This window comes from Pseudomonas tolaasii NCPPB 2192 (assembly GCF_002813445.1).
Taxonomy (GTDB): Bacteria; Pseudomonadota; Gammaproteobacteria; order Pseudomonadales; family Pseudomonadaceae; genus Aquipseudomonas; species Aquipseudomonas tolaasii.
The window spans coordinates 1,841,878-1,865,969 of sequence record NZ_PHHD01000001.1 but is presented as its reverse complement, the minus strand read 5'-3'; the positions used below and the strand labels follow the sequence as shown (position 1 = coordinate 1,865,969).

General features: G+C 58.2%; 25 protein-coding genes and 1 tRNA gene. 12 read left to right on the top strand and 14 right to left on the bottom strand.

All coding sequences use genetic code 11. The annotated features are described in order from the left end of the window. Positions 1-27: 27 nt before the first annotated feature. The 3 genes from ATI14_RS08710 to relB form a co-directional block, all read right to left on the bottom strand. Positions 28-993: an arsenic resistance protein gene (locus tag ATI14_RS08710; protein ID WP_016972240.1), complete on the bottom strand. Its 966-nt coding sequence runs from the start codon at positions 991-993 to the stop codon at positions 28-30. A 75-nt stretch (positions 994-1,068) separates the two neighbouring features. Then, entirely contained in the window at positions 1,069-1,338 is a 270-nt protein-coding gene (locus tag ATI14_RS08705) for a type II toxin-antitoxin system RelE/ParE family toxin (RefSeq protein WP_016972239.1), read from the bottom strand. Further along, the gene (gene relB, locus ATI14_RS08700; RefSeq protein ID WP_016972238.1) at positions 1,328-1,519 is read right to left on the bottom strand and encodes a type II toxin-antitoxin system RelB family antitoxin; all 192 of its coding nucleotides are present in this window, start codon (positions 1,517-1,519) and stop codon (positions 1,328-1,330) included. Before relB ends, ATI14_RS08705 begins: the two co-directional genes overlap by 11 nt. A 181-nt stretch (positions 1,520-1,700) precedes the next feature. Between relB and ATI14_RS08695 the strand changes: the two genes are divergently transcribed. Both ATI14_RS08695 and ATI14_RS08690 read left to right on the top strand, forming a co-directional pair. Continuing rightward, positions 1,701-2,654, top strand: a complete 954-nt coding sequence (locus ATI14_RS08695) for an alpha/beta hydrolase family protein (protein WP_016972237.1) — start codon at positions 1,701-1,703, stop codon at positions 2,652-2,654. Positions 2,655-2,726: 72 nt separating this feature from the next. After that, on the top strand, positions 2,727-3,140 hold the full coding sequence (locus tag ATI14_RS08690; RefSeq protein WP_016972236.1) for a hypothetical protein: 414 nt from the start codon (positions 2,727-2,729) through the stop codon (positions 3,138-3,140). A 120-nt stretch (positions 3,141-3,260) separates the two neighbouring features. On the opposite strand, the gene gabP is transcribed toward ATI14_RS08690, so the two are convergent. Then, positions 3,261-4,652, bottom strand: a complete 1,392-nt coding sequence (gabP, locus tag ATI14_RS08685; RefSeq protein ID WP_016972235.1) for a GABA permease — start codon at positions 4,650-4,652, stop codon at positions 3,261-3,263. A gap of 554 nt (positions 4,653-5,206) precedes the next feature. Between gabP and ATI14_RS08680 the strand changes: the two genes are divergently transcribed. The 5 genes from ATI14_RS08680 (at position 5,207) to ATI14_RS08660 (ending at position 9,412) form a co-directional block, all read left to right on the top strand. Beyond that, complete coding sequence (locus tag ATI14_RS08680; RefSeq protein WP_010213906.1) at positions 5,207-5,980, top strand: ABC transporter ATP-binding protein; 774 nt, start codon at positions 5,207-5,209, stop codon at positions 5,978-5,980. A gap of 13 nt (positions 5,981-5,993) precedes the next feature. Continuing rightward, positions 5,994-6,746, top strand: coding sequence for an ABC transporter substrate-binding protein (locus tag ATI14_RS08675; RefSeq protein ID WP_016972234.1), 753 nt, complete (start codon positions 5,994-5,996; stop codon positions 6,744-6,746). 74 nt (positions 6,747-6,820) lie between these two features. Continuing rightward, a complete protein-coding gene (locus ATI14_RS08670; protein ID WP_017254012.1) occupies positions 6,821-7,516 on the top strand; it encodes an ABC transporter permease in 696 nt (231 codons plus the stop codon). A 38-nt stretch (positions 7,517-7,554) separates the two neighbouring features. Then, the gene (locus tag ATI14_RS08665) at positions 7,555-8,244 is read left to right on the top strand and encodes an ABC transporter permease (RefSeq protein WP_026082978.1); all 690 of its coding nucleotides are present in this window, start codon (positions 7,555-7,557) and stop codon (positions 8,242-8,244) included. Beyond that, a complete protein-coding gene (locus ATI14_RS08660; RefSeq protein ID WP_016972232.1) occupies positions 8,225-9,412 on the top strand; it encodes a methyltransferase in 1,188 nt (395 codons plus the stop codon). The genes ATI14_RS08665 and ATI14_RS08660 overlap by 20 nt, the downstream gene beginning before the upstream one ends. Before the next feature lie 241 nt (positions 9,413-9,653). On the opposite strand, the gene bcsQ (ATI14_RS08655) is transcribed toward ATI14_RS08660, so the two are convergent. After that, complete coding sequence (bcsQ, locus tag ATI14_RS08655) at positions 9,654-10,550, bottom strand: cellulose biosynthesis protein BcsQ (protein ID WP_016972231.1); 897 nt, start codon at positions 10,548-10,550, stop codon at positions 9,654-9,656. Positions 10,551-10,739: 189 nt separating this feature from the next. Next, complete coding sequence (bcsQ, locus tag ATI14_RS08650; RefSeq protein WP_080520346.1) at positions 10,740-11,600, bottom strand: cellulose biosynthesis protein BcsQ; 861 nt, start codon at positions 11,598-11,600, stop codon at positions 10,740-10,742. 456 nt (positions 11,601-12,056) lie between these two features. Between bcsQ (ATI14_RS08650) and ATI14_RS08645 the strand changes: the two genes are divergently transcribed. The 5 genes from ATI14_RS08645 (at position 12,057) to ATI14_RS08610 (ending at position 15,648) form a co-directional block, all read left to right on the top strand. Then, entirely contained in the window at positions 12,057-12,290 is a 234-nt protein-coding gene (locus ATI14_RS08645; protein ID WP_017255250.1) for a DUF2790 domain-containing protein, read from the top strand. Between the two features lie 138 nt (positions 12,291-12,428). Then, a tRNA-Thr gene (locus ATI14_RS08640) sits at positions 12,429-12,504 on the top strand. A gap of 1,702 nt (positions 12,505-14,206) precedes the next feature. Continuing rightward, positions 14,207-14,395 carry a hypothetical protein gene (locus tag ATI14_RS08620; RefSeq protein WP_080520347.1) on the top strand — a complete coding sequence of 63 codons (189 nt, stop codon included), beginning with the start codon at positions 14,207-14,209 and terminating at the stop codon, positions 14,393-14,395. Positions 14,396-14,397: 2 nt separating this feature from the next. Next, positions 14,398-14,637, top strand: a complete 240-nt coding sequence (locus tag ATI14_RS08615) for a hypothetical protein (protein WP_080520348.1) — start codon at positions 14,398-14,400, stop codon at positions 14,635-14,637. A 93-nt stretch (positions 14,638-14,730) separates the two neighbouring features. Next, positions 14,731-15,648, top strand: a complete 918-nt coding sequence (locus tag ATI14_RS08610; protein WP_056861762.1) for an LAPAL motif-containing putative phage structural protein — start codon at positions 14,731-14,733, stop codon at positions 15,646-15,648. Positions 15,649-15,832: 184 nt separating this feature from the next. On the opposite strand, the gene ATI14_RS08605 is transcribed toward ATI14_RS08610, so the two are convergent. The 8 genes from ATI14_RS08605 to ATI14_RS08570 all read right to left on the bottom strand — a co-directional run bounded on the left by ATI14_RS08605 (position 15,833) and on the right by ATI14_RS08570 (position 24,088). Next, positions 15,833-16,036 carry a hypothetical protein gene (locus ATI14_RS08605; protein WP_177006759.1) on the bottom strand — a complete coding sequence of 68 codons (204 nt, stop codon included), beginning with the start codon at positions 16,034-16,036 and terminating at the stop codon, positions 15,833-15,835. Then, on the bottom strand, positions 16,033-16,458 hold the full coding sequence (locus ATI14_RS08600) for a structural protein (RefSeq protein WP_080520349.1): 426 nt from the start codon (positions 16,456-16,458) through the stop codon (positions 16,033-16,035). Before ATI14_RS08600 ends, ATI14_RS08605 begins: the two co-directional genes overlap by 4 nt. A gap of 56 nt (positions 16,459-16,514) precedes the next feature. Then, complete coding sequence (locus ATI14_RS08595; RefSeq protein ID WP_100831483.1) at positions 16,515-16,883, bottom strand: phage tail protein; 369 nt, start codon at positions 16,881-16,883, stop codon at positions 16,515-16,517. Positions 16,884-16,885: 2 nt separating this feature from the next. Beyond that, entirely contained in the window at positions 16,886-18,043 is a 1,158-nt protein-coding gene (locus ATI14_RS08590; protein ID WP_100831482.1) for a hypothetical protein, read from the bottom strand. Between the two features lie 85 nt (positions 18,044-18,128). Then, entirely contained in the window at positions 18,129-18,776 is a 648-nt protein-coding gene (locus ATI14_RS08585; RefSeq protein ID WP_080520054.1) for a hypothetical protein, read from the bottom strand. A 348-nt stretch (positions 18,777-19,124) separates the two neighbouring features. Further along, positions 19,125-22,730, bottom strand: a complete 3,606-nt coding sequence (locus tag ATI14_RS08580) for a TipJ family phage tail tip protein (protein WP_100831481.1) — start codon at positions 22,728-22,730, stop codon at positions 19,125-19,127. A 9-nt stretch (positions 22,731-22,739) separates the two neighbouring features. Then, positions 22,740-23,336 carry a tail assembly protein gene (locus ATI14_RS08575; protein WP_080520353.1) on the bottom strand — a complete coding sequence of 199 codons (597 nt, stop codon included), beginning with the start codon at positions 23,334-23,336 and terminating at the stop codon, positions 22,740-22,742. Further along, positions 23,336-24,088, bottom strand: coding sequence for a C40 family peptidase (locus tag ATI14_RS08570; RefSeq protein WP_080520354.1), 753 nt, complete (start codon positions 24,086-24,088; stop codon positions 23,336-23,338). Before ATI14_RS08570 ends, ATI14_RS08575 begins: the two co-directional genes overlap by 1 nt. Positions 24,089-24,092: the final 4 nt, after the last annotated feature.

Genomic DNA, 24,092 nt, shown 5'->3' with positions numbered 1-24,092 from the left:
CCTGAACAGACCGATAGATTTCCGGGTTTATCGACGAGCGCGCCACACCAGCGCCGGGATCAGCCGGATGTAGAGCAGCTCGCCCACCAGCTCCACCAGGGTTTGCAGAATCACCGCCGTCGCCGCCAGCCCACGCACGTCTTCGGGCAAGGCCAGCGCCAGGGGCAACACCACCAGCGAATTGCGGGTCGCTGCGCTGAATGTCACCGCCCGCGCCGTCATGGCCGGCAACGCAAACAGCCGTGCCGCCAGCGCGCCTATCAGCGGGGCCAACAGCAGGAAACCCACATACACCGGGATTACCGGCATCAGCAAACCGATATCCCGCACAACGAAGGTGATCTGCGAACCAACCACTACAAACAAAACCAGCGCCATGGCCGGCACCGGCAGCCACGCCCAAGCCGTGTTCCAGGCATTGATAACGCTTGAGCGCCGGGCCAGGGATGTCGTCAGCACGGCCAGCACCATGGGCAGCACAATCAACAGCAGGAATGCCTCGACGAATGGCCCTACGGCCACCACGACCTCCGACTCCGCCCCCAGCATGAACCCCAGATACACCGGCAGCAGCACCAGCTGCAGCAGCAACAGAATCGGCGTCGCCGCCAGCATCAGCCGTGAATCGCCCTTGCCGATATGAGTGAACACCACCACGTAATCGATGCACGGCGTGAGCAACACCAACAATGCGCCAACCAACAGCGCCGGGCGCTCCACGAGCCCACGGGTCAACACCCAGACCAGCAACGGCACCAGGATGAAGTTGGCAAGCAGCAACGCGCAGATGAAGCGCTTGTTGCCAAGCCCCTCGCGCAGATCGAGGAAGGGGATTTGCAGGAACATGGCGTACATCAGCACGGCGATGGCGGGCGTGACCAGCGTGCCTAGCCCATGGGCAGCCAAGGGCGCGAGCACGCCAAAAGCAGCCGCCAGGAGGACGGCGATGAAGTAGATCGGGATCTGGTTGTGTTCGAGGGTGTCACGGCTCATGAAGAGGCTCGGGTAGATCGCAAGGGGGCAAGCCCATGCCCCCCTCTTCAAAGGTCGAGCGAGACAGAGCGAAGATCAAGGATATTCCTGGCGGGCGTGCAGCACCGTCAGAATTTCAATCCAGCCCGCAACGCGATAAACAACCAGGTAATCGGGATGGACAACAATTTCCCTGGTACCCGATACCTTTCCCAACCGGTATAGGTAAGGATGCAGCGGCAGCGCTGTCGTGGCCTCTTCTATTGCCTCATTCAAATCGCTGGCCGCCGCAACATTGCGCTCAATAATGTATTCCAGAATTGCCCTGAGTTCGGCCTGCGCTTCGGGCCGCCACTCAACCCTCATCACGCTCTTTACGCCGCGCCTCAAGCAAGGCCCGCATCTCAGCCATGACTTGATCATGCGGAATACTCGGCCGCGGATCATCAATCGAAGCCTGCACCTTGGCGCGAAACCAGCGGTCGTAGCTGTCGGCCTGCTCTTGCGTTTCAAACTCGGAAACGATGGGCGAAAGTGGGGTACTCATAAAGGCCTCCGTGGTGGATGCCTGCCAGTCTAATCGGTCCATGGTTTACTGTCGTTCCTCTCGGAGGTATGGCCTTGTCAGCAATCGCCGAAGGTTAAAGAGCCTATTGAAGCGAGCACAAGTGCTGGCAAACTGACGATATGTAACTAAAAAAATAAAAACCGACATGGGCTGATAACCAATGAACTTGAATGACGCCGCCTCGCGACTGCCGGCCAGCACACTCAGCCACCATCAGAGCGAACCCTTCAAGGAGCCCGCCGCCGACGGTTATCCGATCGGCGGCTTCACCTGGCGCCACATCCGCACCGAGCCCACGCGCCCTGTGGTGATCATCAACGCCGCCACCTCCGTACGTTGCCGCCACTACTCGCGTTTCGCCGATTATTTGTTCGCCCATGGTTTCGACGTCATCACCTATGACTATCGCGGCATCGGCGAATCGCGAACAGGCTCGCTGAAGGGCTTCAAGGCGTCCTGGTCGGATTGGGGCGTGCTGGATTTCGAGGCGATGCTGCAACGCGCCTTGCGCGAGTTCCCGGGGCAGCCGATTGACGTGGTCGCCCACAGCTTCGGTGGCTGTGCAGCCGGCCTCGCAGCCTCAGGCGCGGCCATTCGGCGGGTCGTGACGGTCGGCGCCCAGTTCGCCTACTGGCGCGATTACGAAGCCGGCACGCGCTGGCGGATGTTCGGCAAATGGCATGTGGTAATGCCACTGATGACGGCCCTGTGCGGCTACTTCCCCGGCAAGCGCATGGGCTGGCTGGAAGACACCCCGGCCGGCGTGGTGAAGGACTGGGCAACCGCCACACCAAAGTACGAAACACGCCCCAGCGGGAAGGCCCTGGGCGAGCTGCCCTTTGGCCGCGTGAAGGCGCAGGTACTGGCCATCAGCATCTGCGACGACCCTTTCGGCACGGTCGCGGCCATTGAACGGTTGCTGGGTTATTTCAACGCCAGCGAGCGCACCCACCTGCGAATCGCCCCCGAGGACATCGGCGAAAAACACGTGGGGCATTTCGCGTTCTTTCGCAGTGAATATCAGGACCGGCTGTGGCCGATTGCACTGGCGTGGCTGCAACGGGGCGCACTGGCACACGACACACCAGGGCGCCGGGTGGCGGATCACGCTTAGATTCCCTTGGGATTTGCCACAACCTGCGCTTCAATACGCCATCCAGATCCACACCCCAAGGACGTTGAGCCCATGGCCTCGCCGAACAAACAGCAAAAACGCGCCCACCGGGCAAAGGCCAAGGCCAAGCAAAACCGCACTCAACGCGCCGTCGCGACCAAGCCGGACGCCTTCGCCGGCGATGACAGCCGCATTGACCTTGAATCGGTGGACTTGACCGAGTTGTTTGTGGCGATGCGCGTCGCAGGCGAGACCAGCCAACAAGCGCTGTGTGTGACGTTCCTGGCGCACCCGTTGCTGGCGCTGGTGCTGGAACAGGAAGGCGAGGAGGAAGCCACCGATTTTATTCTGGCGGCGCTGATCGAATATCGGCAGTGGGCCACGGACAGCGATGACGAAGCGGCTGCGCTGGCGTGGATTGAATCGCCGCAGTTCCAGGAGGACTACGTAGCGGCCTCCAAGGCCCTGGCCAGCTTCCAGGACTGATACAAAACCAAATGTGGGAGCGGGCTTGCCCGCGATGGCGGCGTATCAGGCGAACAAGCTGTCGACTGTCAGTCCGTCATCGCGGGCAAGCCCGCTCCCACAGGGTTTAGCGGCGACTCATCAATTGAGTACCGCAGCGCCCACCTTCTGCGCTTTGCGACGGCTCGATACCATCAAGCCCGCCACCACCACCAGCAAACTCAGAATACCGGTCGCGATAATCTCGACCCGGTGCGCTTCCTGGAACAGCATGATGGTCAGCGTACCGACGATGAACACCATCACCGCGTAGGTCAGGCCTGGGAACAGCCACATTTTGAACACGATCTTCTCGCCCGCCGCCGTGCGCTTCTGACGCATGCGCAGTTGCGACACCGCGATCACCAGGTACACCAGCAACGCGATGGCGCCGGAGCTGGCCAGCAGGAATTCGAACACCGCCGCCGGCGCTACATAGTTGGCGAATACCGCCAGGAACGCCGCGCCTGTGGAAAGCAACACCGCCCAGTAAGGCGTGCCGCTCTTGTTGGTGCGCTTGGACACAGCCGGTGCGTCACCGCGACGGCCCAGGGAGAACAGCATCCGCGAAGCGGTGTACAGCGCCGAGTTCAGACAGCTGGTTACCGCAACCAATACCACCAGGTCGACGATCAGCTTGGCGTTAGGAATGCCCATGCGTTCCAGAACGGTCTGATAGGAACCTACCGCCGCCAGGGTCGGATCGTTCCAGGGCACCAGGGACACCACGATGAAAATCGACAGCAGGTAGAACAAACCAATCCGCCAGATCACCGAGTTGGTGGCCTTGGTGATTTGCTGGCCCGGGTTCTTGGATTCGGCGGCCGCGATGGTGACGATCTCGGTGCCCATAAAGGAGAACATGGTGGTCAGAATCGCCGCCAATACCGCGCCCATGCCGTTTGGCATGAAGCCTTGAGTGTCGAACAGGTGCGAAACGCCGCTGACCTGGCTGGTCGGCAGGAAGCCGAAAATCGCCGCCAGGCCGAGGATCACAAAGCCCACAATCGCCACAACCTTGATCAACGCGAACCAGAACTCGAACTCGCCGTAGTTCTTCACGCTGAACAGGTTGGTCGCAGTCAGCAACAAGGTAATGACCAGGGTAAACACCCAGATGGCCACATCAGGGAACCAGGCATGCAGGATGGTTGCGGCGGCGTTGGCTTCCAGGGGAATCACCAGCACCCAGAACCACCAGTACAGCCAGCCGATGGTGAAACCGGCCCAGTGGCCGATCGCACGGTCGGCGTAGGTGGAGAACGAGCCGGTGTCGGGCGAGGCCACGGCCATTTCGGCCAGCATGCGCATCACCAACACCACCAGCGTGCCCGCCGCGGCATAAGCCAGCAGTACGGCAGGCCCGGCTGCAGCTATCGCATGGCCGGAGCCGACAAACAACCCGGCACCAATAACGCCGGCAATCGACAGCATGGTGACGTGACGCGGTTTGAGCCCCTGTTCGAGGTCATTGGAGCTTTGCGTACTACTCATTGACACACCTTAGCGAGGAATTGCGAAAACGGTCCGCCCGGCCTGCAGTCTTTCTCGTGAAAAGAATCCAACGGGGCGTTCTTTATTTTTTACGCAAGATTTGCGCCAAAATGTTACAGAGCCACGATTGACGCGGCCTGCAGAGGTTTTCAACGGCGCTCGCAAGTCCTTGAGAACAATAGCATTCCGCTATAGCGTTACCGAGCGACCCACCTTCACTGCAAATAAACGCACCATAAACACACACAAAAAGTACGTGACGCCCCATAAAAGGGCTGATATGGACCGTTTGCCCGGTTAACCCTTCCAACACCCGGCCAAAGCTGGCACCATCGCGCCCTTTTTTACGCGAAGCCTGTGGATTTATCGGGTTGAAACGTCTGTAGGTTGTTGATAGCGCGACACGCTGCTGTGCCGATGCGACACCCTGCCGCAGACCGCCCGTTTACCGCCCGCCGGGCTGTTGGCTGTCATCCGAACGCTATGCTAGCTTGGCGCCTCGCCAGGAAGGCGGCCCAACAGCAGGATCGCAACGAACACAATGAGGACCGCACATGGCCGAGGCCACGCCCGCGCTTGAAATCCGCAACTTGCATAAACGCTATGGTGAGCTTGAGGTACTTAAAGGTATCTCGCTGACCGCTCGCGACGGCGACGTGATCTCGATCCTGGGTTCCTCCGGTTCCGGCAAGTCCACCTTTTTACGCTGCATCAACCTGCTGGAAAACCCGCACCAGGGCCAGATCCTGGTGGCCGGCGAAGAGCTCAAGCTCAAGGCCGCAAAAAACGGCGAGCTGATGGCCGCCGACGGCAAGCAGATCAACCGCCTGCGCAGCGAAATCGGTTTTGTGTTTCAAAACTTTAACCTGTGGCCGCACATGAGCATCCTCGACAACATCATCGAGGCCCCTCGCCGCGTGCTCGGCCAGAGCAAAGCCGAAGCCATCGAAGTGGCCGAAGCCTTGCTGGCCAAGGTCGGCATCGCCGACAAGCGCCACGCCTACCCGGCGCAACTGTCCGGCGGCCAGCAACAACGCGCGGCCATCGCGCGCACCCTGGCGATGCAACCCAAGGTCATCCTGTTCGACGAGCCAACCTCGGCCCTTGACCCGGAAATGGTCCAGGAAGTACTTAATGTGATCCGCGCACTGGCCGAAGAAGGCCGCACCATGCTGCTGGTCACCCATGAAATGGGCTTCGCCCGTCAGGTGTCCAGTGAAGTGGTGTTCCTGCACCAGGGCCTGGTCGAAGAGCAAGGATCGCCACAGCAGGTGTTTGAAAACCCGCTTTCGGCGCGCTGCAAACAATTCATGTCCAGCAACCGCTAACGGAGCAACATGCATGCAGAACTATAAAAAATTCCTTCTGGCCGCAGCCGTCTCGACGGCGTTCAGCGCCACGGCCATGGCAGAAACCTTGAAAATGGGGATCGAGGCGGCCTACCCGCCCTTCAACAATAAAGACGCCAGCGGCAACGTGGTGGGTTTTGACAAAGACATCGGCGACGCCCTGTGCGCCAAGATGAAAGTCGACAAATGTGAAGTGGTCACTTCTGACTGGGACGGCATCATCCCGGCCCTGAACGCCAAGAAGTTCGACTTCCTGGTGTCTTCGCTGTCGATCACCGATGAGCGCAAGCAAGCCGTCGACTTCACCGACCCGTACTACTCCAACAAGCTGCAATTCATCGCGCCGAAAGCCACTGCGGACTTCAAGACCGACGCGGCCTACCTCAAAGGCAAGACCATCGGCGCCCAACGCGCGACGCTGGCCGGCACCTACCTGGAAGACAAGCTGCCGGACACCACCGCCAAGCTGTATGACACCCAGGAAAACGCCTACCTCGACCTGACTTCCGGGCGCCTCGACGGCATCCTGGCCGACAAGTACGTGCAGTACGAGTGGCTCAAGAGCAAAGACGGTTCGGCCTACGAGTTCAAAGGCGACCCAGTGGTGGAAAGCGATAAGATCGGTATCGCCGTACGCAAGGGCGACCCGCTGCGCGAGCGCCTGAACAAAGCCCTGGCAGAGATCAAGGCAGACGGCACCTACAAAAAAATCAACGACAAGTACTTCCCGTTCAGCATCGAATGATCTGAACGACCTGACCGGCGCGCCCACTTGGGTGCGCCGGCTTTCAGCAATGCCTGCCGCGATATGAAAACACCATGAATTTCGATCTCTACGGATTCGGCCCGGCGCTTGCCGCTGGCGCGCTGATGACCGTCAAACTGGCGCTCACGGCCCTGTGCCTGGGGCTGGTGCTCGGCCTTGCCGGTGCACTGGCCAAGACGTCCCCGTACAAGCCGTTGCAATGGCTTGGCGGCGCTTACTCGACCATCGTTCGCGGTATTCCCGAACTGCTGTGGGTGCTGCTGATTTATTTCGGCACGGTCAATTTGATGCGGGCCCTGGGGGAGTTTTTTGGTAACCCCGACCTTTCCCTGAGTGCCTTTGCCGCCGGCGTCATCGCCCTGGGCCTGTGCTTTGGCGCTTACGCCACGGAAGTGTTTCGTGGTGCGATCCTCGCCATTCCCAAGGGCCACCGTGAAGCGGGTGTGGCGCTGGGCCTGTCGAAGTTCCGGATTTTCACCCGGCTGATCATGCCGCAGATGTGGCGCATCGCCCTGCCGGGTCTTGGCAACCTGTTCATGATTTTGATGAAGGACACCGCGCTGGTGTCGGTGATCGGCCTGGAAGAAATCATGCGCCATGCGCAGATTGGTGTGACCGTGACCAAGCAGCCGTTCACCTTCTTTATGGTCGCGGCCTTTATGTACCTGGGCCTCACCGTGCTGGCGATGACCGGCATGCACTTCCTGGAAAAACGCGCCGCCCGCGGCTTTGCAAGGAGCGCCCAATGAGCGGTGACTACAGCTGGCTGTCGCATTTCGATTTGGGCCTGAACTGGGCCGTGATCATCAAATGGCTGCCCAAACTGGCACAGGGCGCGACGTTGACCCTGGAACTGGTCGCCATCGCCGTAATCGCCGGTTTGCTGCTGGCGATTCCGCTGGGCATCGCGCGCTCCTCGCGCCGCTGGTACGTGAGCGCCCTGCCTTATGCTTATATTTTCTTCTTCCGCGGCACGCCGCTGCTGGTGCAGCTGTTTCTGGTCTACTACGGCCTGGCGCAGTTCGATGCCATACGCGAGAGCTTCATGTGGCCATACCTGCGCGACCCGTTCTGGTGTGCCACCGCGACCATGACCCTGCACACGGCTGCCTATATTGCCGAGATTCTGCGCGGCGCGATCCAGGCCATTCCACCGGGTGAAATCGAAGCGGCGCGGGCTTTGGGCATGTCCAAGCCGAAGACGCTGTTCTACATCATCCTGCCCCGTGCCTCGCGCATCGGCCTGCCGGCCTACAGCAACGAAGTGATCCTGATGCTCAAGGCCAGCGCCCTGGCCAGTACCGTGACCTTGCTGGAACTGACCGGCATGGCGCGCACGATCATCGCGCGCACCTATTTGCCGGTCGAGATTTTCTTCGCCGCCGGGCTGTTCTACCTGCTGATGGCCTACATCCTGGTGCGCGGTTTCAAACTGCTGGAACGCTGGCTGCGCGTCGATGCCTGCCAGGGACGCTGAGGCGTGCTTTAACGCACTCGATGCGTTTCTGATCGAGCACCAAGGGCTGTGGAAACCACGGCCCTTTACCCACCTGCACTTGCCCTGGGAAACCGAGCACGCGGCGCTGGCCCAGTGGCTGCGCGAGCGCTCGCTGGCGGATGCCGAAGCCAGTCATAACCACCCCCATCAGTTGGCCGCGCCCGCGCCTTTTCCACAGCTCGCCGAACAGGCACAGCGCCTGAGCGCTGTGGATAAGTTGCCCGCACACGCCCTGGAAACCGCGCGCCATCGCCTGAATGTGGATGTGCCCGGCCGCAAATGGCAACAGATTGAGGCCTTCGGTGCTGCGCTGCAATTTGCGCAACAACCTACGCACTGGCTGGACTGGTGTGCCGGCAAAGGCCACCTTGGCCGCCGCCTGTTGCAACCCGGCCAGCAGCTGACCTGCCTGGAATACGACCCGGCCTTGATTGCCTCAGGCCAGGCCTTGAGCGAACACCACGGTTTGCCCGCCACTCATCAACTGCAAGACGTGATGGCGGATGTGGCGATCACCGCCGAGCACACCCCCGTCGCCTTGCATGCCTGCGGCGACCTGCATGTGCGCCTGCTGCAACTGGCCAGCGCTGCCGGCTGCAGGCAACTGGCGCTGGCGCCTTGCTGCTATAACCGTATCGGCGCCGACAGTTACCAGCCGTTATCGGCTGCGGGCCGGGCCTCGCACCTGCGACTGTCGATTGAAGACTTGGGCCTGCCCTTGAGCGAAACCGTCACCGCCGGCAACCGCGTACGCCAGCAGCGCGACACCTCCATGGCCCGGCGCCTGGCCTTTGACCGTCTGCAACGACAGTTACGCGGCTGCGATGAATACCTGCCCACACCGTCCCTGCCTGCCAACTGGCTGGACAAGCCCTTCGCAGACTACTGCCGCGAGCTGGCAAGCCTCAAAGGTTTATCCACAGGCGAACGGAATTGGGCCGAACTGGAAGCCCATGGCTGGCGCCGATTGGCCGAAGTGCGCAATCTGGAGTTGGTACGCGGATTATTCCGACGCCCACTGGAAATATGGCTGGTGCTGGACCGGGCACTTTTCCTGTCGGAACAGGGCTACAAGGTTGAGATAGGCACCTTCTGCGAGCCCACCCTCACCCCACGCAACGTGATGGTGTTGGCCGAGCGCGATTAGGGGGCAAGATGTGCCGTGCGCGCCCTGTGGATAACTCTGTTGATGGAATCTTTACGGAGGCTGTAAGCCCGTGCGTTACAGGTCAAAACCCACGCTGGTCATTTTTTGTTCACACAATAAAATGCACACAAAACAGGCAGTTGCAGCGTGTTGAGAACGGCTCCACAAAATGGCTGTTTCGTGACAGTGTCAACCAACCGATTGTGCATAAGCAGTTGGCGATAAGCGTATAAACCACGCTTTAGGCGCGCCTTTTAGGTGTCTTCAACAGCTGGCAAATCTCGTTGAAATCGTCACTGGCCAGCCTTTTGGCCACGTTGTCCAGCGGGTCGGCGGCAAACGCCAGAGCCTCGTTAAGCTTTATGTCGCGGTGCACCTCCAGCGGCGCCTTGCCCAGCCGCTGCTTGAACGCCTCGACCATGTCCAGGCTGAACGCGTTGCTCTCATCCACCTGGTTGACCACCACATGCACCGTGGGCGGGCATTCGCCTTCAAGGTGCGGCGCGAGCAACACATCCAGATGGTCGAGGGTGCCCAGGCACGCGGCGTCGGCTTGCACGATCACCAACACCACGTCGGCCACACTCAGCGCTTGATGGAAGTACACATTGTTGCCGGCGGGCGTATCGATGATCACTGTCTGTCGCTCGCTCAACCCCAGGGAGGCGAGGCGTTGCGCGAGCCAGTGGGGTTCGTGTTTAAGCCAGCGCTCGAGGTTTTCCTGTTGCTCGATATCGATATCGCCAAAGGTAATCACCTGGCAACCCTCGAAACCGAGCTGCTGCAAGTGCGCCCACGGCCCGTGTTCCAGGCTGGTGCGACCAAGACCCGGCAGTGAAGCACTGACGCCGAAGTGATGGTGCAAGGCGTTTTGCGGGTCCAGGTCCAGCGCCACCACCGATTCGCCGTGGCGTTGCAAACCACTACTCAGCGCCGTGACCAGGGTGCTGCGACCCACGCCACCATTGATCGACACCAACGCCACCACTTTGGGGCGCAGCGCGATAGTTTCAGTGGGTCGGGGGTGGTTGTCACCGGCAGGCACGCTGCCAAAGAAGTGCATGCGCGCCTCGATGCCTTGGGCATCATGGGTAACGTTTTTGCCGAACAAGGTCAGCAGTTCTTCACTAAGGCTCATAGCCCGCTCCTCACGACGCAGCTTAAAGACGTGAAGGGTCGGCAAGCAGGTACTCACCGCAGGTCTTTTTATAGGCGTCCCAGTGGAAGCATTCTGTGACAGAGACGGCAAAGTGTCATTATTTTGATGTTTTAACTGGTTATTTTTTAGACAAACGGTAAATAGTCAAATTAATGGCCAAGCCTTTTTCTAATGCAAGCGCCCCTTGAGCGCCCGGCATAACGCGTTCACATCCTGGCAGCCGATGCTATTGAGCAGAGGGTCCAGCGGGTCGTTTCCGTAGGCTTGCGCTTCGCGGAACGAGGGGTCACGGTGAACCGCGCCCAGCACCGCGTCGCCAAGGCGCAGCTTGAACACCGTGGCCATGTCCTGGCTGAACGCGTGAGCACCGTCGACCTGGTTGATCACATAGAAGCGTTCCGCGGGCGACCCACCCTCAAGGTAAGGTGCGAGCACCTCATCCATGTTGGCCAAGCGGCGGAACGAAGCAGCGTCGGGTTTGACCACCACCAGCACCACATCGGCCATCGACATTGCCTGGCTGAGGTACACCGTGTCTCCTGCCGGCACGTCGATCACCACCGTGTCCTGACCACTAAGGCCCAAACCGCCGAGGCGCTTGCCGAGAAATTCGAGGTCCTGGCCCAACCAGCGCGTCAGGCTTTGCTGCTGCACCGGGTCGGTTTCACCAAACGCCACCAGTCGACAGCCGGCAAACCCGCGCTCGGGCAGCGCCTGCCAGGTTTGATTGAGCAGGCTGGTAGCGCCAAGGCCCGGCAGATCAGCACCGGGACAGAGGTGATGGCGCAACGCATTTTGCGGGTCCAGATCCAGCGCCAGTGCCGGGTGCCCCTGACGCTGCAAACCACTGGCAATCGCCGCCGCCAACGTGCTGCGCCCCACGCCGCCGGTGGCAGACACCACCACCACGACTTTCGGCGCCAGCGGGTCCGAATACAACTCGCCACGCGGGCCTTCCACCAACTCGGGCGGGCACACACAGTTCGCCGCGCCCTGGTTCAATTGATCCAGCAAACGCTGCAAAGGCACGGAGGCCGATTCCTGCGTTACATCGGGTTCTCGAAAAGAGTGCATACCCAGCGCGGTGTATAGCTTTGAAATGTGATCTGCACGCCCCACTGACCGCCTCCTCCTCTCGCGAACCACTGTTTTTGTTAGACGGGCATTGTGTGATATCACGCTGATGGTGTCAGTATTTTGCTGTTTGTTACAAAATGCTTTCAGATGAGTGGCATGGCGCCATTTTTATGGCTCAAGAGGGGCTTTTGAATATTCGCTTATGAATCAACCGACTAAAGAATTTTTGTACGATTTTTGATCAGTCCGCACGGATTTTCACCAATCTCACTTCCCCTTCGTATCAGCACGTACATAAATCCAACGCCAATACACAGCGAGACAAAACCCCCACCGGCAGACACAGCCCGGATACCTCCCAGGCATTCAATGGCCTCACCCCAACCATTGACCTCAGAGGCCACCGCCATGAACCCCAACAACTGGAAAACCCTCATCGCCGCCAGCCTGTTCGCCGCCAGCTTCGCCGCCCACGCAAACACCAACCACAAACCCGACATCCAGCGCGTGCTGTCCACCACCGAAGACACCCGCTCCGGCTGCGGCGTGGTCAACGCCCACCTGACCTACCTCGACTCCAAAGGCCAGACCCAGGTGCTGAACTACATGAAATTCACCGACGACTGCGGCGATGGCAACTGAGCCGTCCAAGCGCCGTGTAAAGCGGCCTTTGGTGCAGGAAAAAGCTGCAATCGCAAAAAAACCTCTGCATCTGCAAAAATAGTCAGAATTCAGGGGTTTACAGAAGCTTGCCAATCGCTATAATCGTCGCCCTAACACGCCGGTATAGCTCAGTTGGTAGAGCAACTGACTTGTAATCAGTAGGTCCCGGGTTCGACTCCTGGTGCCGGCACCATATAAAACAAGGCCTCGCAGCGATGCGGGGCTTTGTTGTTTCTGCCAAACGTACAAATAGACGTACATTGTTTTCCATTGCGCCTGAGTTATCCACAGAATCGAGCGGTGCCGTTTATCTGAAAAGCCAGCCCTCCCCCGGCGTCCAGCCAACCGAATACAATCTCCTAAAACTGTAGTGAAAAATTCAAAGGCCGCTGGTAATCTTCCGGCCACGTTCGCCAGACATTTAGGGATGGAGGCGAAAATAGAAGCCCTGGAGCCGCGAACCTCCGGGGCTTTGCTTTTCCAGGAGGATATCCGCGTAATTGGCTGTCATAACAACATTTGGTACCGTCCGCTCACGCTCATCGGTATTGAGGGATGGTGGTGGCAATAGAGGTGCTGGAGGTATGGCGAATTCGGGGCATCGTCACTCTACTATTGAGTAGATGACGATCGACACAGCTAAAACCCAGGCTGAGGTCAGCAAAACCCCCATGCATGGGTGGTAATAATCCATCGTCACTTCCTTATACCTAAATCCTCCTTTCAAATCAGCTTAGCGTAAAACCGCGCGCGCATACGCCAGTCAATCCCGCAGCGCGATCACGGCACCATCCCCATCGTCAGTAATGGCGAGAATTCGTTGAGCATGGCTGGGTCAAATCGGTTTCCAACATGCTAGATTTTTTTTCAACCTGCTGCAGGTGTGATTTGACTAGCCCTCGTATAACTTGTGAAACAGTTCTGTCCTCAAAAATCGCAGCTTTTACCAATCTCTGTTTGGTCTGAGCATCAATTAGAATTGTGATCCTTTCAATATCTTTTTGCATGTTAACCTGTATATCTGCAAGCCTTAAAACCATACCGCTACACCCAACTTGCAAGGCCCTCTTGCCCAGTCGGAGACCCAATGATGGCGCTTGTGACTAAATTTGATGCACGCTCACATAAGCGCCCTGCTATTTTGGCTCGATCATAAGCCGCTGCCAACTCTCCCGCTCTCCAACCTACCCGCTGAGCAGGTCGGAGAGCACCATGGTGGCGCAGGAGGCTGACGCGCGTCCTTTTTCGCCGCGCCTGAATTATCCACAGAATCGAACCATGCTGCCTATCTGAAATACCGCATCCCCTGGCGCACTGCCGACCGAACACAATCCCTTTTTTCTGGCTTTACTTCCGCACCGACTCACACGTTTAATCAAGGCGGGACGCTGACGGGCAGCAAGACAGCATGCACGCTTAGTTATCCGCCAGCGATCCCACTCATTTAGTTTCAATCATTTGAGCTGGTTGACAGATCGGGCAAATCGCTCCAAACCCTGGTTGACAGAACCCCGAATTCGCCATAACGGGATTTTCCGTGGCGAAATCCAGATAACGGGATTCGGTCCGAATGGTGCGCCTGCTCCGCTTTTCCTACGTGGATTGAGGTGCATGCTAATTTTCACGACCACGAATGTATGTCAATTCGCAATCGCCCTGACGTACGCCTGGCACGTTCGCAGCGCGATCAGTCCTTGATGCCTATCGCCGGTGATGGCAAGGATTTGTTGAACCCTCTGCATTCTTGAGTTCAGCTGTTGTTTCTGTCCATACTCCCCCGTCAACTGTCAACCGAAAACCCATCATGGCCCTCACCAAACCCAACCAGCAGCTGCGCCGCGACCTGGCGCAAATAGGCTTAACGCTAAAAGCAGGAACTCTCCAGGAGGCTGACAATGGGTCATTCTGCTGAGTATCAAACCGAGCTGTACATCAAGCAGCTTGAGCAGATGGCCCAAAACCTTTTTGATCAGAGCAAGAAATTCCGTGATGGCGGCCTTGAGGATATGGCGGATTCGACGTTCGAACAGGCTTCTCAACTCCTGCGCGCAATTGGTCAACTGAGAAAGATCATGGAGGAATAGGCATGACCCTCACCAAGCCAAACCAAGACCTCAAACGTGACCTGCAAGGCATCGCCTCCGACCTCAAGTGGTCAGCCGTAGAGCTGATGAGGATTGCGGAGCGACTTAGCCTTGCAGGGAACGAGGCGGACGCCCAGGCCGTGCTGAAGATGTGCACGGTGCTTCATGCGGACGAGGATCGGCTGGCTGTGTATGCGGACGAGGTGAAGGCGGGGCAGATAAATCGAAGCAAGCCTGAATAGGCGCATAGTTTGGCGCGGAGGGATGCTGTAGCCTCTCGCTTTCGGACGGGCAGCCATAGTCTTAAATAGACAGAATCACGCACGGAAGCAACAATGGAAGACATGAGCAAAGCATCGCTACAAGTCGTTTATGACGGGCCCGCGCTTCAATCGCACGAGATGGAGGTGCGTGATCTTGCGCCCGCCCTTCTGGCTCTCGGGGAGCTTTTCGAAGAGGCAAACGCCACGCTCAACGATGGCCGAACCAAGCTCTCCGTCAGCGTCAAAGGATCATTTAAAACTGGCAGTTTTGGAATTGATCTTGGCGTAACGCAGAGTCTGATTCAGCAAGCCCAGGATCTTTTTGCCGGTAGCCCGGTTACCGCAGCGGCGAATCTGATCGCCCTGCTCGGCTTTACGAGCCTAACAACGAGGGGTGTTTTTCAGCTCATCAAGTGGGTTCGCAATCGAGATATCACAAAAGTTGAAATCCTTAGCGATGGCGTTGTCAGGGTTTTCTGCGATCAGGAGCATTTCGACACCGAGGAAAAGGTGTTAGCGCTGTTCCGAAATTGGAAGCTACGCAAGGCTTTCCAAGACGTAGTGCACAAACCGCTCCAGCGGCCGGGAGTTGATTACTTCGCCGTTCGCGAGCCTGATGGCGATTTCGTAGCGGCATCAGAAACGGAAGCCGAAAACTTCATCGCTCCCGAGCAGGAAGAGGAGCGACTTGATGAGAGTGAGCGAGTGGCCAGCCTTCAGTTGGTGAACATCGCCTTTCGCGACGAAAATAAATGGAGATTCCACGATGGCGCGTCCACGTTCTACGCGTCAATTGTTGATCCAAGTTTCCTTTCGATGATTGAGAGTGGCGATCTGCGATTTGGCAAGGGAGATATCTTAAGGGTTCGCCTAAAGGAAATTAAAACCCTTGTGGGCGATCAGTTGAAGGCCGAGCACCAAGTTTTGGAAGTGCTTGACCATCGCCGCTCTGGCACTCAGCTAAAGCTTCCAATTCAACACCCCGATTGAATCAAGCCCGGCCCAGCGCCGGGCTTCTTGTATCTGCCCTTACCTTCAGTAATCTGGCGATCAGCGGGCATTACTACACATTCTCATGGGCTAGACTTGGGTTGAGCTATGGAGGAGCCGCGCATGGAAAAGTCGAAAACCGCACAAGAGATTCGAGCGCTTCTACTCAGCCAGCGCCCCGACCTTAAAGAGGATCTTGCGAAGATTTCAGAGCTTCGCTTGTGATTGCGTCCAGGTCCTTCTGGTGTTCGGCGCCCTGCTCCGCAAGCTGCTCAGCCAACCGCTTGCCCATGCGCCAGTCCTGCACCTGCCACGCCGCGCCGGCGGCGCCAGCCATCAGCACCAGGATCAGCACTGCGAGCCCGGCCAGCTTCTGGACCGGCATCATGCCAGCGCCCGCCGCACACCTTCAGCCAGCACCGCGTCTGGATAGGCATACCCCGCGTTCTCGTGATGAATGATTGCCTTGACGAAACCGGCCATTACCGGCGCCCGGGCCAGATCAATCTCTGCGCCTGGCTGGGTGCCGGTATTCGCCTCCACGGCCCGCACGTAAGCGACGGTGTCGTTCTCAACTGACGGCGCCCACCGACTGATGATGGCCTTGACCGTCTTCAATCCGTGCTTGCGCTGGTAGGTCAGCAACACTTTGCCCAGGGCGCGTATGCCGTTCTCCGGCGTATCGAAGCGCGCGAATCGCTTCTCTACGGCAGGATCGGGCTTCAGTTGGCCCAGCCACTGATTGGCCGGACTGTAATCAATATTGCCCGGGTTGCGATTGCGCACCCCACGGGTTTCTGTAATCGGCATACTTTTCTCCAGGCGAAAAAAAACCGCTCAAGGCGGCTGTGGTGCATTTGCGTTGGTCAGGCTTCGGGCGTTACGGGATCTTCCGCAGGTTGCGCTTCCTGTGGCATCTCCACCGCTGGAGCATCAGGCACCAGAATGTGCAGCGTGATCATGTGCTTCAGGTCGTATGGCTTCCCGTCCTTGGTCACCGTCACGACCAACACCTGGTCATCGAATTGAATGTCCACGTCCGCCCGAGAGTCCACCTGGTTGACGGTGTACCCCCAGCCGTCATCCACTGGCGGGAACGGAACCATGCCGAGGCATCCTGTGATGTAATACACGCCAACCGACTCGCGGGATGATCCCACCACCCCGGCGCCATTGGTCACGAAGTCGTAGGTCGCGCCAGTCGCCCCGAGGACATTGATTGCTGCTCTTGCCATGGTCAGATCGCCTTCAAGGTGCCGTCAGCGGCACGCGTGGTGTTGGTGTCGTCATAGATTTTCCGCCACGGCGTGGTAGCGCCGTTCGCCAGAGTGACGCGCGAGTAGAGGCTGCCATCGAGGATGTTCGCTGCGAGCTCACTTTGACGAAATCCTTCTGGATACTTGATCGTTATCAGCGTTGAGTAAGGGGCGGCGGCTGGAACGTCAGCATTGCTGCTGGTCGTCGAGAACTGTGTCTTCTGCACCAGGCTCAAGGCTGTTCCCTGAGGGATTCCGATAGCCACGCCAAGCAGCCCGCCCGCGCCAACCGCCATTACGTTCCCAGTCGCAGAACCAACAGTCGCTGTAGCAGCCGAGCCAAGCCCAAGGCCCGCACGAGCATCCGCTTGGGTTTTTCCGCCGGTACCACCTTGCGAGACTGAGAGCGCCGTTGTTAAACCTGACAAACTGGTGATATCAGTATTTGCACCGGCGCCCGACAGCTTTTTCCAGGCACGCCATGAAGAAAGCGACTGCGTCCGGAAGTATTTAGAATCTTCATCAAGGGCCAAGAATTCCTGGCCAGCGAATGTTGCATTTGATCCCGGGTGGACGATCAACACCCCCACCTTTCGGGTGCCGAGAATGAGGAAGTTCCCCAAGTACTCCCCACCGGCGCGATAGCCATCCGGGTTTACGTCACCCAAATAAGGCATGTTGTCCTTTGCGCCAAGCCCGCCGTAGCCCATAGGCAATAACCGCCCAGGCGTCGTATCCGAAAGGCTTGTCGCGATGTCGGCGGTTATCGAAGTGCCAATCGTGGTGCGACCGGTCCCGCCCTTTGATACGGGCAAAATATCGTAATTGCCAGTGGTGCCCAGCGCTGCCAGCTTCGGCCCGAACTGATTATTCAGGTTGTTGAAGGCATCCGAGAGCATCTTGTCGTAGCCCTGCACCGGCATGATGGCGTAGGCGCCCCCGCTGACTGACGGGCCTTTGTACGCAGGAATGATCGAAATGACCGTAGCACTCGCGACGTTGCCAACCTCATAAGTGAAGCCATCAGGCCCGATGAACGAATCGCCGTTTCTGCTGCTCGCGGCGAAGTCCACGCCGATTCCAACTACTGTATTGCTGTTAGTTTGAACAGTGACCGAGCCCGCTCTTTGCCAAACCATGTATTTCTCCAGGAAAATAATTATCTAACGGCAGCATAAATACTGCCCCAAGACTTGGACATCGGAATCACAAACCCTACCAAAATCATTGTGGCATTGGCTTTGCGAACAATAATGGAAGAAACAATGAATCCGTTCGAAAATCTCCAATATTCTGAAGATAAACCGACACCGTGTTGGCGGCGTAATTGAAACCACAGCTGAGTTTAGAAAACGTATCATTACCCGGAAGATCATATGCAATATTATTGATAAGCATATAATCGCCGGTATTGAATGAGGCAGGTGCTAGATACGTGTAAAGCCATCTGCCGGGCGATGGATTTTCTGCACTGACAAACGTCCATGTAGTGACTACACTTGTGAATTGGGCACAAGGCGTTCCATTGTCAAATAAAAGCTTTGAATTACCATTCCACAACCTCAATCCATATCCTGCAGTCGGCTTTGATTCGTAAGCGGCTAAAAAATAATTTCCAACTCCAGCCGCTTCATTAACAAAGCCAGTCCAATTACCGGGCCCACCAAGAAGCCTGACCCATTGAAAACCGCCGCTTACATCTGGCCTCGCAAAAATTAAAGGGGGTTCAAGCGAAGTGATTGGCGTTGGAAATGCGGCACCTTTAACACCATTCTCCCCATACCTTGCGGAGTACAGTACAACAAGCCTGGAAAACTCAGAGTCGAGTGTTACTACGCCTGAGCTATTGGTAAATGTGAGACCATACGTCATTTCAACCTCACTTATATTTTAATACCAGCAGCCTTTGCGTGCTTATACCAATTCGTCCATTCGGCATATTCCTGTTTGAGAACCAAACCCTGACCCCACCCGATAATACTTGGGCATCAAACTGAGAGTTGCGAACATTTTGACTACTCGTACTTCCGGACCAGGGCTCGTTGGGCAAGCAAATGGCCGTGTGATTTGAAGGCTCTACTCCTGGGATTGCTATGTACACACTCCGACCTGAACCTGGCACTGAAGAGTCTATAAGCGCCGAGTAAACCACCCTTACAGTGAAAGAGTTTTCATCCAGTTGAAGACCGCCCGAAGCCCCCCAAATCCTTGCTCCATAACTCATTCACTTAAATCTCCGATTTGAACGCGTTTGATGCCGTTAACATCCCAAAACCGCAACGATCGATTCGTCATAATCGAGCGGCCTTGACCAGGAACCACCCCGTTAATCTCAAACGTTCCGTCGAAGAACAACTTCCATCCACTGGTACCCGCCACGTAGTTATTCGACTGGATGTAGTTGCCGATCTTCGCGTTAGTGATGGTTCCGTCCTGGATAAAGGCCGAGCGGATGAAGGTCTGCCCGCCGGTGACCGAGAACGGCGACACCGGCGTGCCGTTGGCCAGGTTCAGCAGCATGAAAGTGTCGGCACGCACGACGAACTGCGACGACACCCCGGACGGATCGACCTGCAGGCCCAGGCCAAACGATGCGGCGTACTTCTGGCCGCCCGCTGCGGTCTCCATCTTCACAGACCAGATCGTCGACAAATCACCGCTCAAATCGGCTACAGCCTTGCTCGTGGTCCGAATGGTCGCCTCGTTGGCTCCCACTTTTGCATTGAGCTGAGTGAGACTTTCCGCCGTAGCCGTGCGATCGGTTGCCGTCACGCGCTCAAGGTTGGTGAGCTTGGCGCCGTTGTCACCGACAGAAGCGTCGAGTGTGGTAAGGCGCTGCGCTGTGGCCTCTTGAGCAGACGATCTAACCGACTCTTCCCGAGCAATAGCCGCAGTACTCGACCAGCCTTTGAGCGCATCGATCTTGGAGCCGTTACCTGAGTCGTCTCTGGTGGCCGCGCGCAGAGCATTTAGCGTCGAAGCCTGCGCAACCACCTTGCCGTCGACGGTCTCGATGTTGGTTTTGTTCAGCGCGACCTGCTGCGCCAAGGCGCCGACAGTGCCGACGGTCTGCCCAACGTCGAGCCAGAAAGCGGGACTCGGCGGTGGGGTGTTTGTCGGCACGTCTGCAGTGGCCTGGTACAGCCTTTGGCCCTGGCGCACGGTGTCGCCCGCGGTGTAGGTCTTTTGGGCGTCGTACAGCAGGATGTCGTCGAGCGCGTCGATCTGGTCCTGCAGGCCCGGAATCTTGTTGATGTCGCTGAGCAGGTCCTCGCCCAGCTCTGTCTTGCTGATCTTCCCAGCCAGCATATTCAGGATTGGCCCTGCGTCCGAACTGGCCTGCCCCACCACCCCGCCGGCAACGGGATAGAACGGGCCGACGTTACCGGTACGGTCCACCAGACGCGCCCAGAAGAACAGCGTTGCACCCGCAAGCAGCTGCTGCATGCGGTAGCCGGCCTGCGGATAAGCCAGGTCGGCCAGCTTGGTGGCCACCGACAAGTCGTTGGCTGGTGCGTACCAGATCTCGGTGCGCTGGGTATCTTCAGCGCCAGGCGGGAAGCCCCACTTGATGCCGATGCCGAACAGCTCGCTGGTGGTGGTCAAGAACGCCACCGCCGGGGGCAAGCCGACCTTGCCGGTCAACACCACTTCCGGACTTGCTCCCCAAATTGAGGTGACGTCCATCGCGCTGACGGAGCTCACGCGAGCGACGTAGCGCCCGCTGTAGATGCCCTCAACGTCCGCACCAAGATTCCCAGTGCGCGGGAGACGCACCCAGTTGCCACTGTCCTTGCGCCATTCCACGTTATAAGCAATTGCGCCTGGCACCGAATCCCACGTGATGCGCATACCAGTAACCGCAATCCCTTGAGACACGACGCTGCGCGACTCAAGAGTGATATTTTCCGGAGGAGACATCACCCCTGGCGGGATAACACTCGTAGGCTGAGGATCGATCCGCGCGCCCGTGTCGATAGCCTGGTACTTAAGCGGCTCATGCTGAGTGGCAGCAATTTTAAATTGGTGCAGCCCTTGCGGCTCAATGGTCTGCACGCGAAAGCGCATCACTGCGAGGTCGGCACTTTCCACGGACCAACTGCACTCGGGCTCTGGCAACTCCGAATAGTCGGCCATCACAGTAACGAGACGACCAGATACCGATTTAACGATGCGCCCCTCAGACTTGCCGCTCGGCAGGTTTAGGATCAGTCGATCCTCCTCATGTACCTCGGCGTCAATGTCCAGTGTGATCACGCGCTTGGTGGCCGCACTGATGCGACCGCCGTTCGCGCGCCCTGAAAACAGCTCATCAGCCACGCAGATGATCTGCCCAGGCTCAACGTTACGGCCCTCCATGCCAGTCGTGAAGCTGACCGACCACTCTTCGTACTGCTCAGACTTGAGCGCCCAGATACCGTGACGGATAGCCTCGCCTTCAACGGTGCAGGCAAAGCGAGAGATATCCAACATGCGATGGCCAAGGACACCGATGAGCTCGTCATTGGTTACCGGCGCCGGCTGGGTTTTGAACTCGTTTTCCGGATTGTCCCAGGCTACCTTGGCGCGGGTATGTCGATCAGGAAACGCAGCGGCGACATATTCAAACTCGCCGATGATGTTCGAGCGAGTGAAGACGTAGCCATCCTCGTTTCCGGGAATGTCCGCCACCATAGTGACCTGCGAACCGTTCCAGCAGCTGCTGCCTCGGAACACGCTGGCCAGGTCTGAAAGCAGTGCATAGCCCTCAATCGAATCCTGAATGTAGACGTTGGTGGTCATGCGCGGCTGCAGGCCGCCCTTCCCATCCGGAACCATCACATCGCAGTAGCGGCCAATCTCGTACAGCGTCCAGTGATCAACCATATCAGCAGTGATGCGGCGGCCCAGGCCATAGCGGCGGTGCAGCAGCAGGTCACGCCAGATCCAAACCGGGTTGTTGGTGTAGGCCAGCTTGAAGGTGCCGTTCCAATCGCCGGTGTAGGTCCGTGTTTGCGGGTCGTAGTTGGTCGGCACCTGCACGATACGACCGCGCATCAGGCCGGCGAACTTCGGCGTGTCTTGGAACTGCTTGGCGTCGAACCGCAGGCCGCCCAGTGCCAGGTTCGGATAACGCAGTTTTTTGTCGATGACTTCCGTCAGGCCCTTGATGCGCATCAGGTCCGCAAAGTTGGAGTCGTTGCGGTTCGGAGTCAGTCGACGCACACGCACCAGCGCACTAGTGAAGCCCTCTGGCAGATCAATTCGGTGGGTTCGCTCGTACTCGGTCGTTCCCTTATCATCCAGCGTTGCAGACAGAATGGTCTGGTAGCTGCCCCCATTGACCGACAAGTCAATGGCGTAGTCGATGCGGTAACCGATCTGGTCGCCGTTGGTTTTGACCTGCCAGATTTGAGGCCAGGACAAGCGGATTCGCACAGCAGACAACTGCTGGTCGGTAATTGCGTGCGTCCAGGCGTTGTCAGACTTCAACTCAACCGGCAGGCCTTGTGAGGCCTCGTTCTCGATCGCTGGAAAACCCGCAATGTGCTCTTGGTCAACAGTGCCCGGGCGAAAGTCCCAGATAGTGCCCGGGAAGTTTTCACTGCCGTCAGGGGAGATCAGTGGCGTGCCATTCAACTTGATCGAGCGTAGGCCATCGACCGGACCTACGATAGGCCCCTCGCTCAGGGCGTAGAGCAGCTTCACCGTGGCGATCGACAGCGCGCTATCGGGCGCTTTGTAAGGCGTATATGGCTTCTTTTCTCCGCCCTTGCCGCCCAAAACGAGGGCAGCAGTAGGCCGGCGTCGGCGCTTTGCAGCGGGCGCTGTTGCGGTTTTGGACATGGGTTTTCCTTACTGCTGATCTTCCGAGAAGACGCCAGCTGAGATGAGGGCGCCGCCGATATCGCGCTCGCCATAGAGCAATGGTTTGCAGCGGCCCTGAGCCATGGTGGTGACGGCCCCGCCGAACGCATAGGACGGCCGGTTGCCGTCGCCCTCCTTGTCGAGCACACCCACCGGTGAAGGGGACATACTCATCGCGATACCGCCGATCATCAGGCCGGCACCTGCAGCCACCAGGTAGTACTGCTGAGTGATGGCGCCGATCACCACCAGGGCCAGGCCCGCGATAGTGGCGAACAGGCCCCCGCCTTTACTGCCTATCACGATCGGTGCGATGCGAATCGGCTCGACGGTATCCTGGCGCATCTCAATTTCGCTTTCGCTGAGATTCGTCTTCCCGCGGAACACCGCATAGGTCAGGCCGCGCTCCTCGGACATCCGGAGGAATCGCCTGAATCCAGGAATCTTTACGCAAAGGGCGTGCACAGCCTCAGATGGCGAAGCGACCGCCAGGTGGTGCACACGCCCAAAGCGGGCGCCAAGCACGCCGTACAGCATTACCAGCACCACCAGTGGCTGCGGGCGAACCGCTGTGATCATGGCCATCAGTCAACCTCCGGCACTCGTTGGTGCCGAAGAATCAGCACGGTGTAGTCAGCCCACATGCCGCCGTATACGTCGCGGGTGGATTTCTTGTTGTAGCGGTGATGCAGGAATGTGCCGGGGGCCGGGTGCAGATCAGGGGCGCTGGATAGCAGGCCGTCACCCAAATAAATGCCGGCGTGGTTCGGAGCGTCGGCATTGATTTGCATGACGATCATGTCGCCCTTGCGCGGCATTGACACTGGGTAAAAACCGGCCTCTTCGTAGTACTTCTCGTAGAGGCTTTCACCGTCGTTCCACCAGCCATCCCGGCGCGGGTAGTTCGGCAGCTCAATGTCATACTCGCGCTCGTAGTAGTCACGACACAGCGCGTAGCAGTCCAGCAGCCCATGGCCGAACTCGCGACCAATGAGCGGAGCTTGGTAGCCCTCGGGCTTGAACTCGAAGTACTCGCCGGACGGCCAGCTCACAATCCCCCATGGTTTTTCGTGCAGCTCGCAGCTGACGCGATCGGTCATGCTGGGTACCGGCGGCACGTCGGGATGACTGTGAATGATCATCGTCACCTCACCCCGATCTTCAGCATCGCACTTGTCTTCCGGATTGATGATGAAGTGCTCGCTCGGGGTCTTGGCATCATTGCGACATGGCACGTACTTTAGGCGGCCCGCCTCACGGATCACGACGCCACAGCTTTCCTTCGGAAACTCTGCAGCGGCGTGAGCCTGGATCTGTTTCAGCATCGTCTTGTTCATGAAT

Bases quoted from the DNA above. Each gene is read 5' to 3' on its own strand.
- ATI14_RS08710 (WP_016972240.1), bottom strand. From the start codon at position 993: ATGAGCCGTGACACCCTCGAACACAACCAGATCCCGATCTACTTCATC.
- ATI14_RS08705 (WP_016972239.1), bottom strand. From the start codon at position 1,338: ATGAGGGTTGAGTGGCGGCCCGAAGCGCAGGCCGAACTCAGGGCAATT.
- relB (WP_016972238.1), bottom strand. From the start codon at position 1,519: ATGAGTACCCCACTTTCGCCCATCGTTTCCGAGTTTGAAACGCAAGAG.
- ATI14_RS08695 (WP_016972237.1), top strand. From the start codon at position 1,701: ATGAACTTGAATGACGCCGCCTCGCGACTGCCGGCCAGCACACTCAGC.
- ATI14_RS08690 (WP_016972236.1), top strand. From the start codon at position 2,727: ATGGCCTCGCCGAACAAACAGCAAAAACGCGCCCACCGGGCAAAGGCC.
- gabP (WP_016972235.1), bottom strand. From the start codon at position 4,652: ATGAGTAGTACGCAAAGCTCCAATGACCTCGAACAGGGGCTCAAACCG.
- ATI14_RS08680 (WP_010213906.1), top strand. From the start codon at position 5,207: ATGGCCGAGGCCACGCCCGCGCTTGAAATCCGCAACTTGCATAAACGC.
- ATI14_RS08675 (WP_016972234.1), top strand. From the start codon at position 5,994: ATGCAGAACTATAAAAAATTCCTTCTGGCCGCAGCCGTCTCGACGGCG.
- ATI14_RS08670 (WP_017254012.1), top strand. From the start codon at position 6,821: ATGAATTTCGATCTCTACGGATTCGGCCCGGCGCTTGCCGCTGGCGCG.
- ATI14_RS08660 (WP_016972232.1), top strand. From the start codon at position 8,225: ATGCCTGCCAGGGACGCTGAGGCGTGCTTTAACGCACTCGATGCGTTT.
- bcsQ (WP_016972231.1), bottom strand. From the start codon at position 10,550: ATGAGCCTTAGTGAAGAACTGCTGACCTTGTTCGGCAAAAACGTTACC.
- ATI14_RS08645 (WP_017255250.1), top strand. From the start codon at position 12,057: ATGAACCCCAACAACTGGAAAACCCTCATCGCCGCCAGCCTGTTCGCC.
- ATI14_RS08620 (WP_080520347.1), top strand. From the start codon at position 14,207: ATGGGTCATTCTGCTGAGTATCAAACCGAGCTGTACATCAAGCAGCTT.
- ATI14_RS08615 (WP_080520348.1), top strand. From the start codon at position 14,398: ATGACCCTCACCAAGCCAAACCAAGACCTCAAACGTGACCTGCAAGGC.
- ATI14_RS08610 (WP_056861762.1), top strand. From the start codon at position 14,731: ATGGAAGACATGAGCAAAGCATCGCTACAAGTCGTTTATGACGGGCCC.
- ATI14_RS08605 (WP_177006759.1), bottom strand. From the start codon at position 16,036: ATGATGCCGGTCCAGAAGCTGGCCGGGCTCGCAGTGCTGATCCTGGTG.
- ATI14_RS08600 (WP_080520349.1), bottom strand. From the start codon at position 16,458: ATGCCGATTACAGAAACCCGTGGGGTGCGCAATCGCAACCCGGGCAAT.
- ATI14_RS08595 (WP_100831483.1), bottom strand. From the start codon at position 16,883: ATGGCAAGAGCAGCAATCAATGTCCTCGGGGCGACTGGCGCGACCTAC.
- ATI14_RS08590 (WP_100831482.1), bottom strand. From the start codon at position 18,043: ATGGTTTGGCAAAGAGCGGGCTCGGTCACTGTTCAAACTAACAGCAAT.
- ATI14_RS08585 (WP_080520054.1), bottom strand. From the start codon at position 18,776: ATGACGTATGGTCTCACATTTACCAATAGCTCAGGCGTAGTAACACTC.
- ATI14_RS08580 (WP_100831481.1), bottom strand. From the start codon at position 22,730: ATGTCCAAAACCGCAACAGCGCCCGCTGCAAAGCGCCGACGCCGGCCT.
- ATI14_RS08575 (WP_080520353.1), bottom strand. From the start codon at position 23,336: ATGGCCATGATCACAGCGGTTCGCCCGCAGCCACTGGTGGTGCTGGTA.
- ATI14_RS08570 (WP_080520354.1), bottom strand. From the start codon at position 24,088: ATGAACAAGACGATGCTGAAACAGATCCAGGCTCACGCCGCTGCAGAG.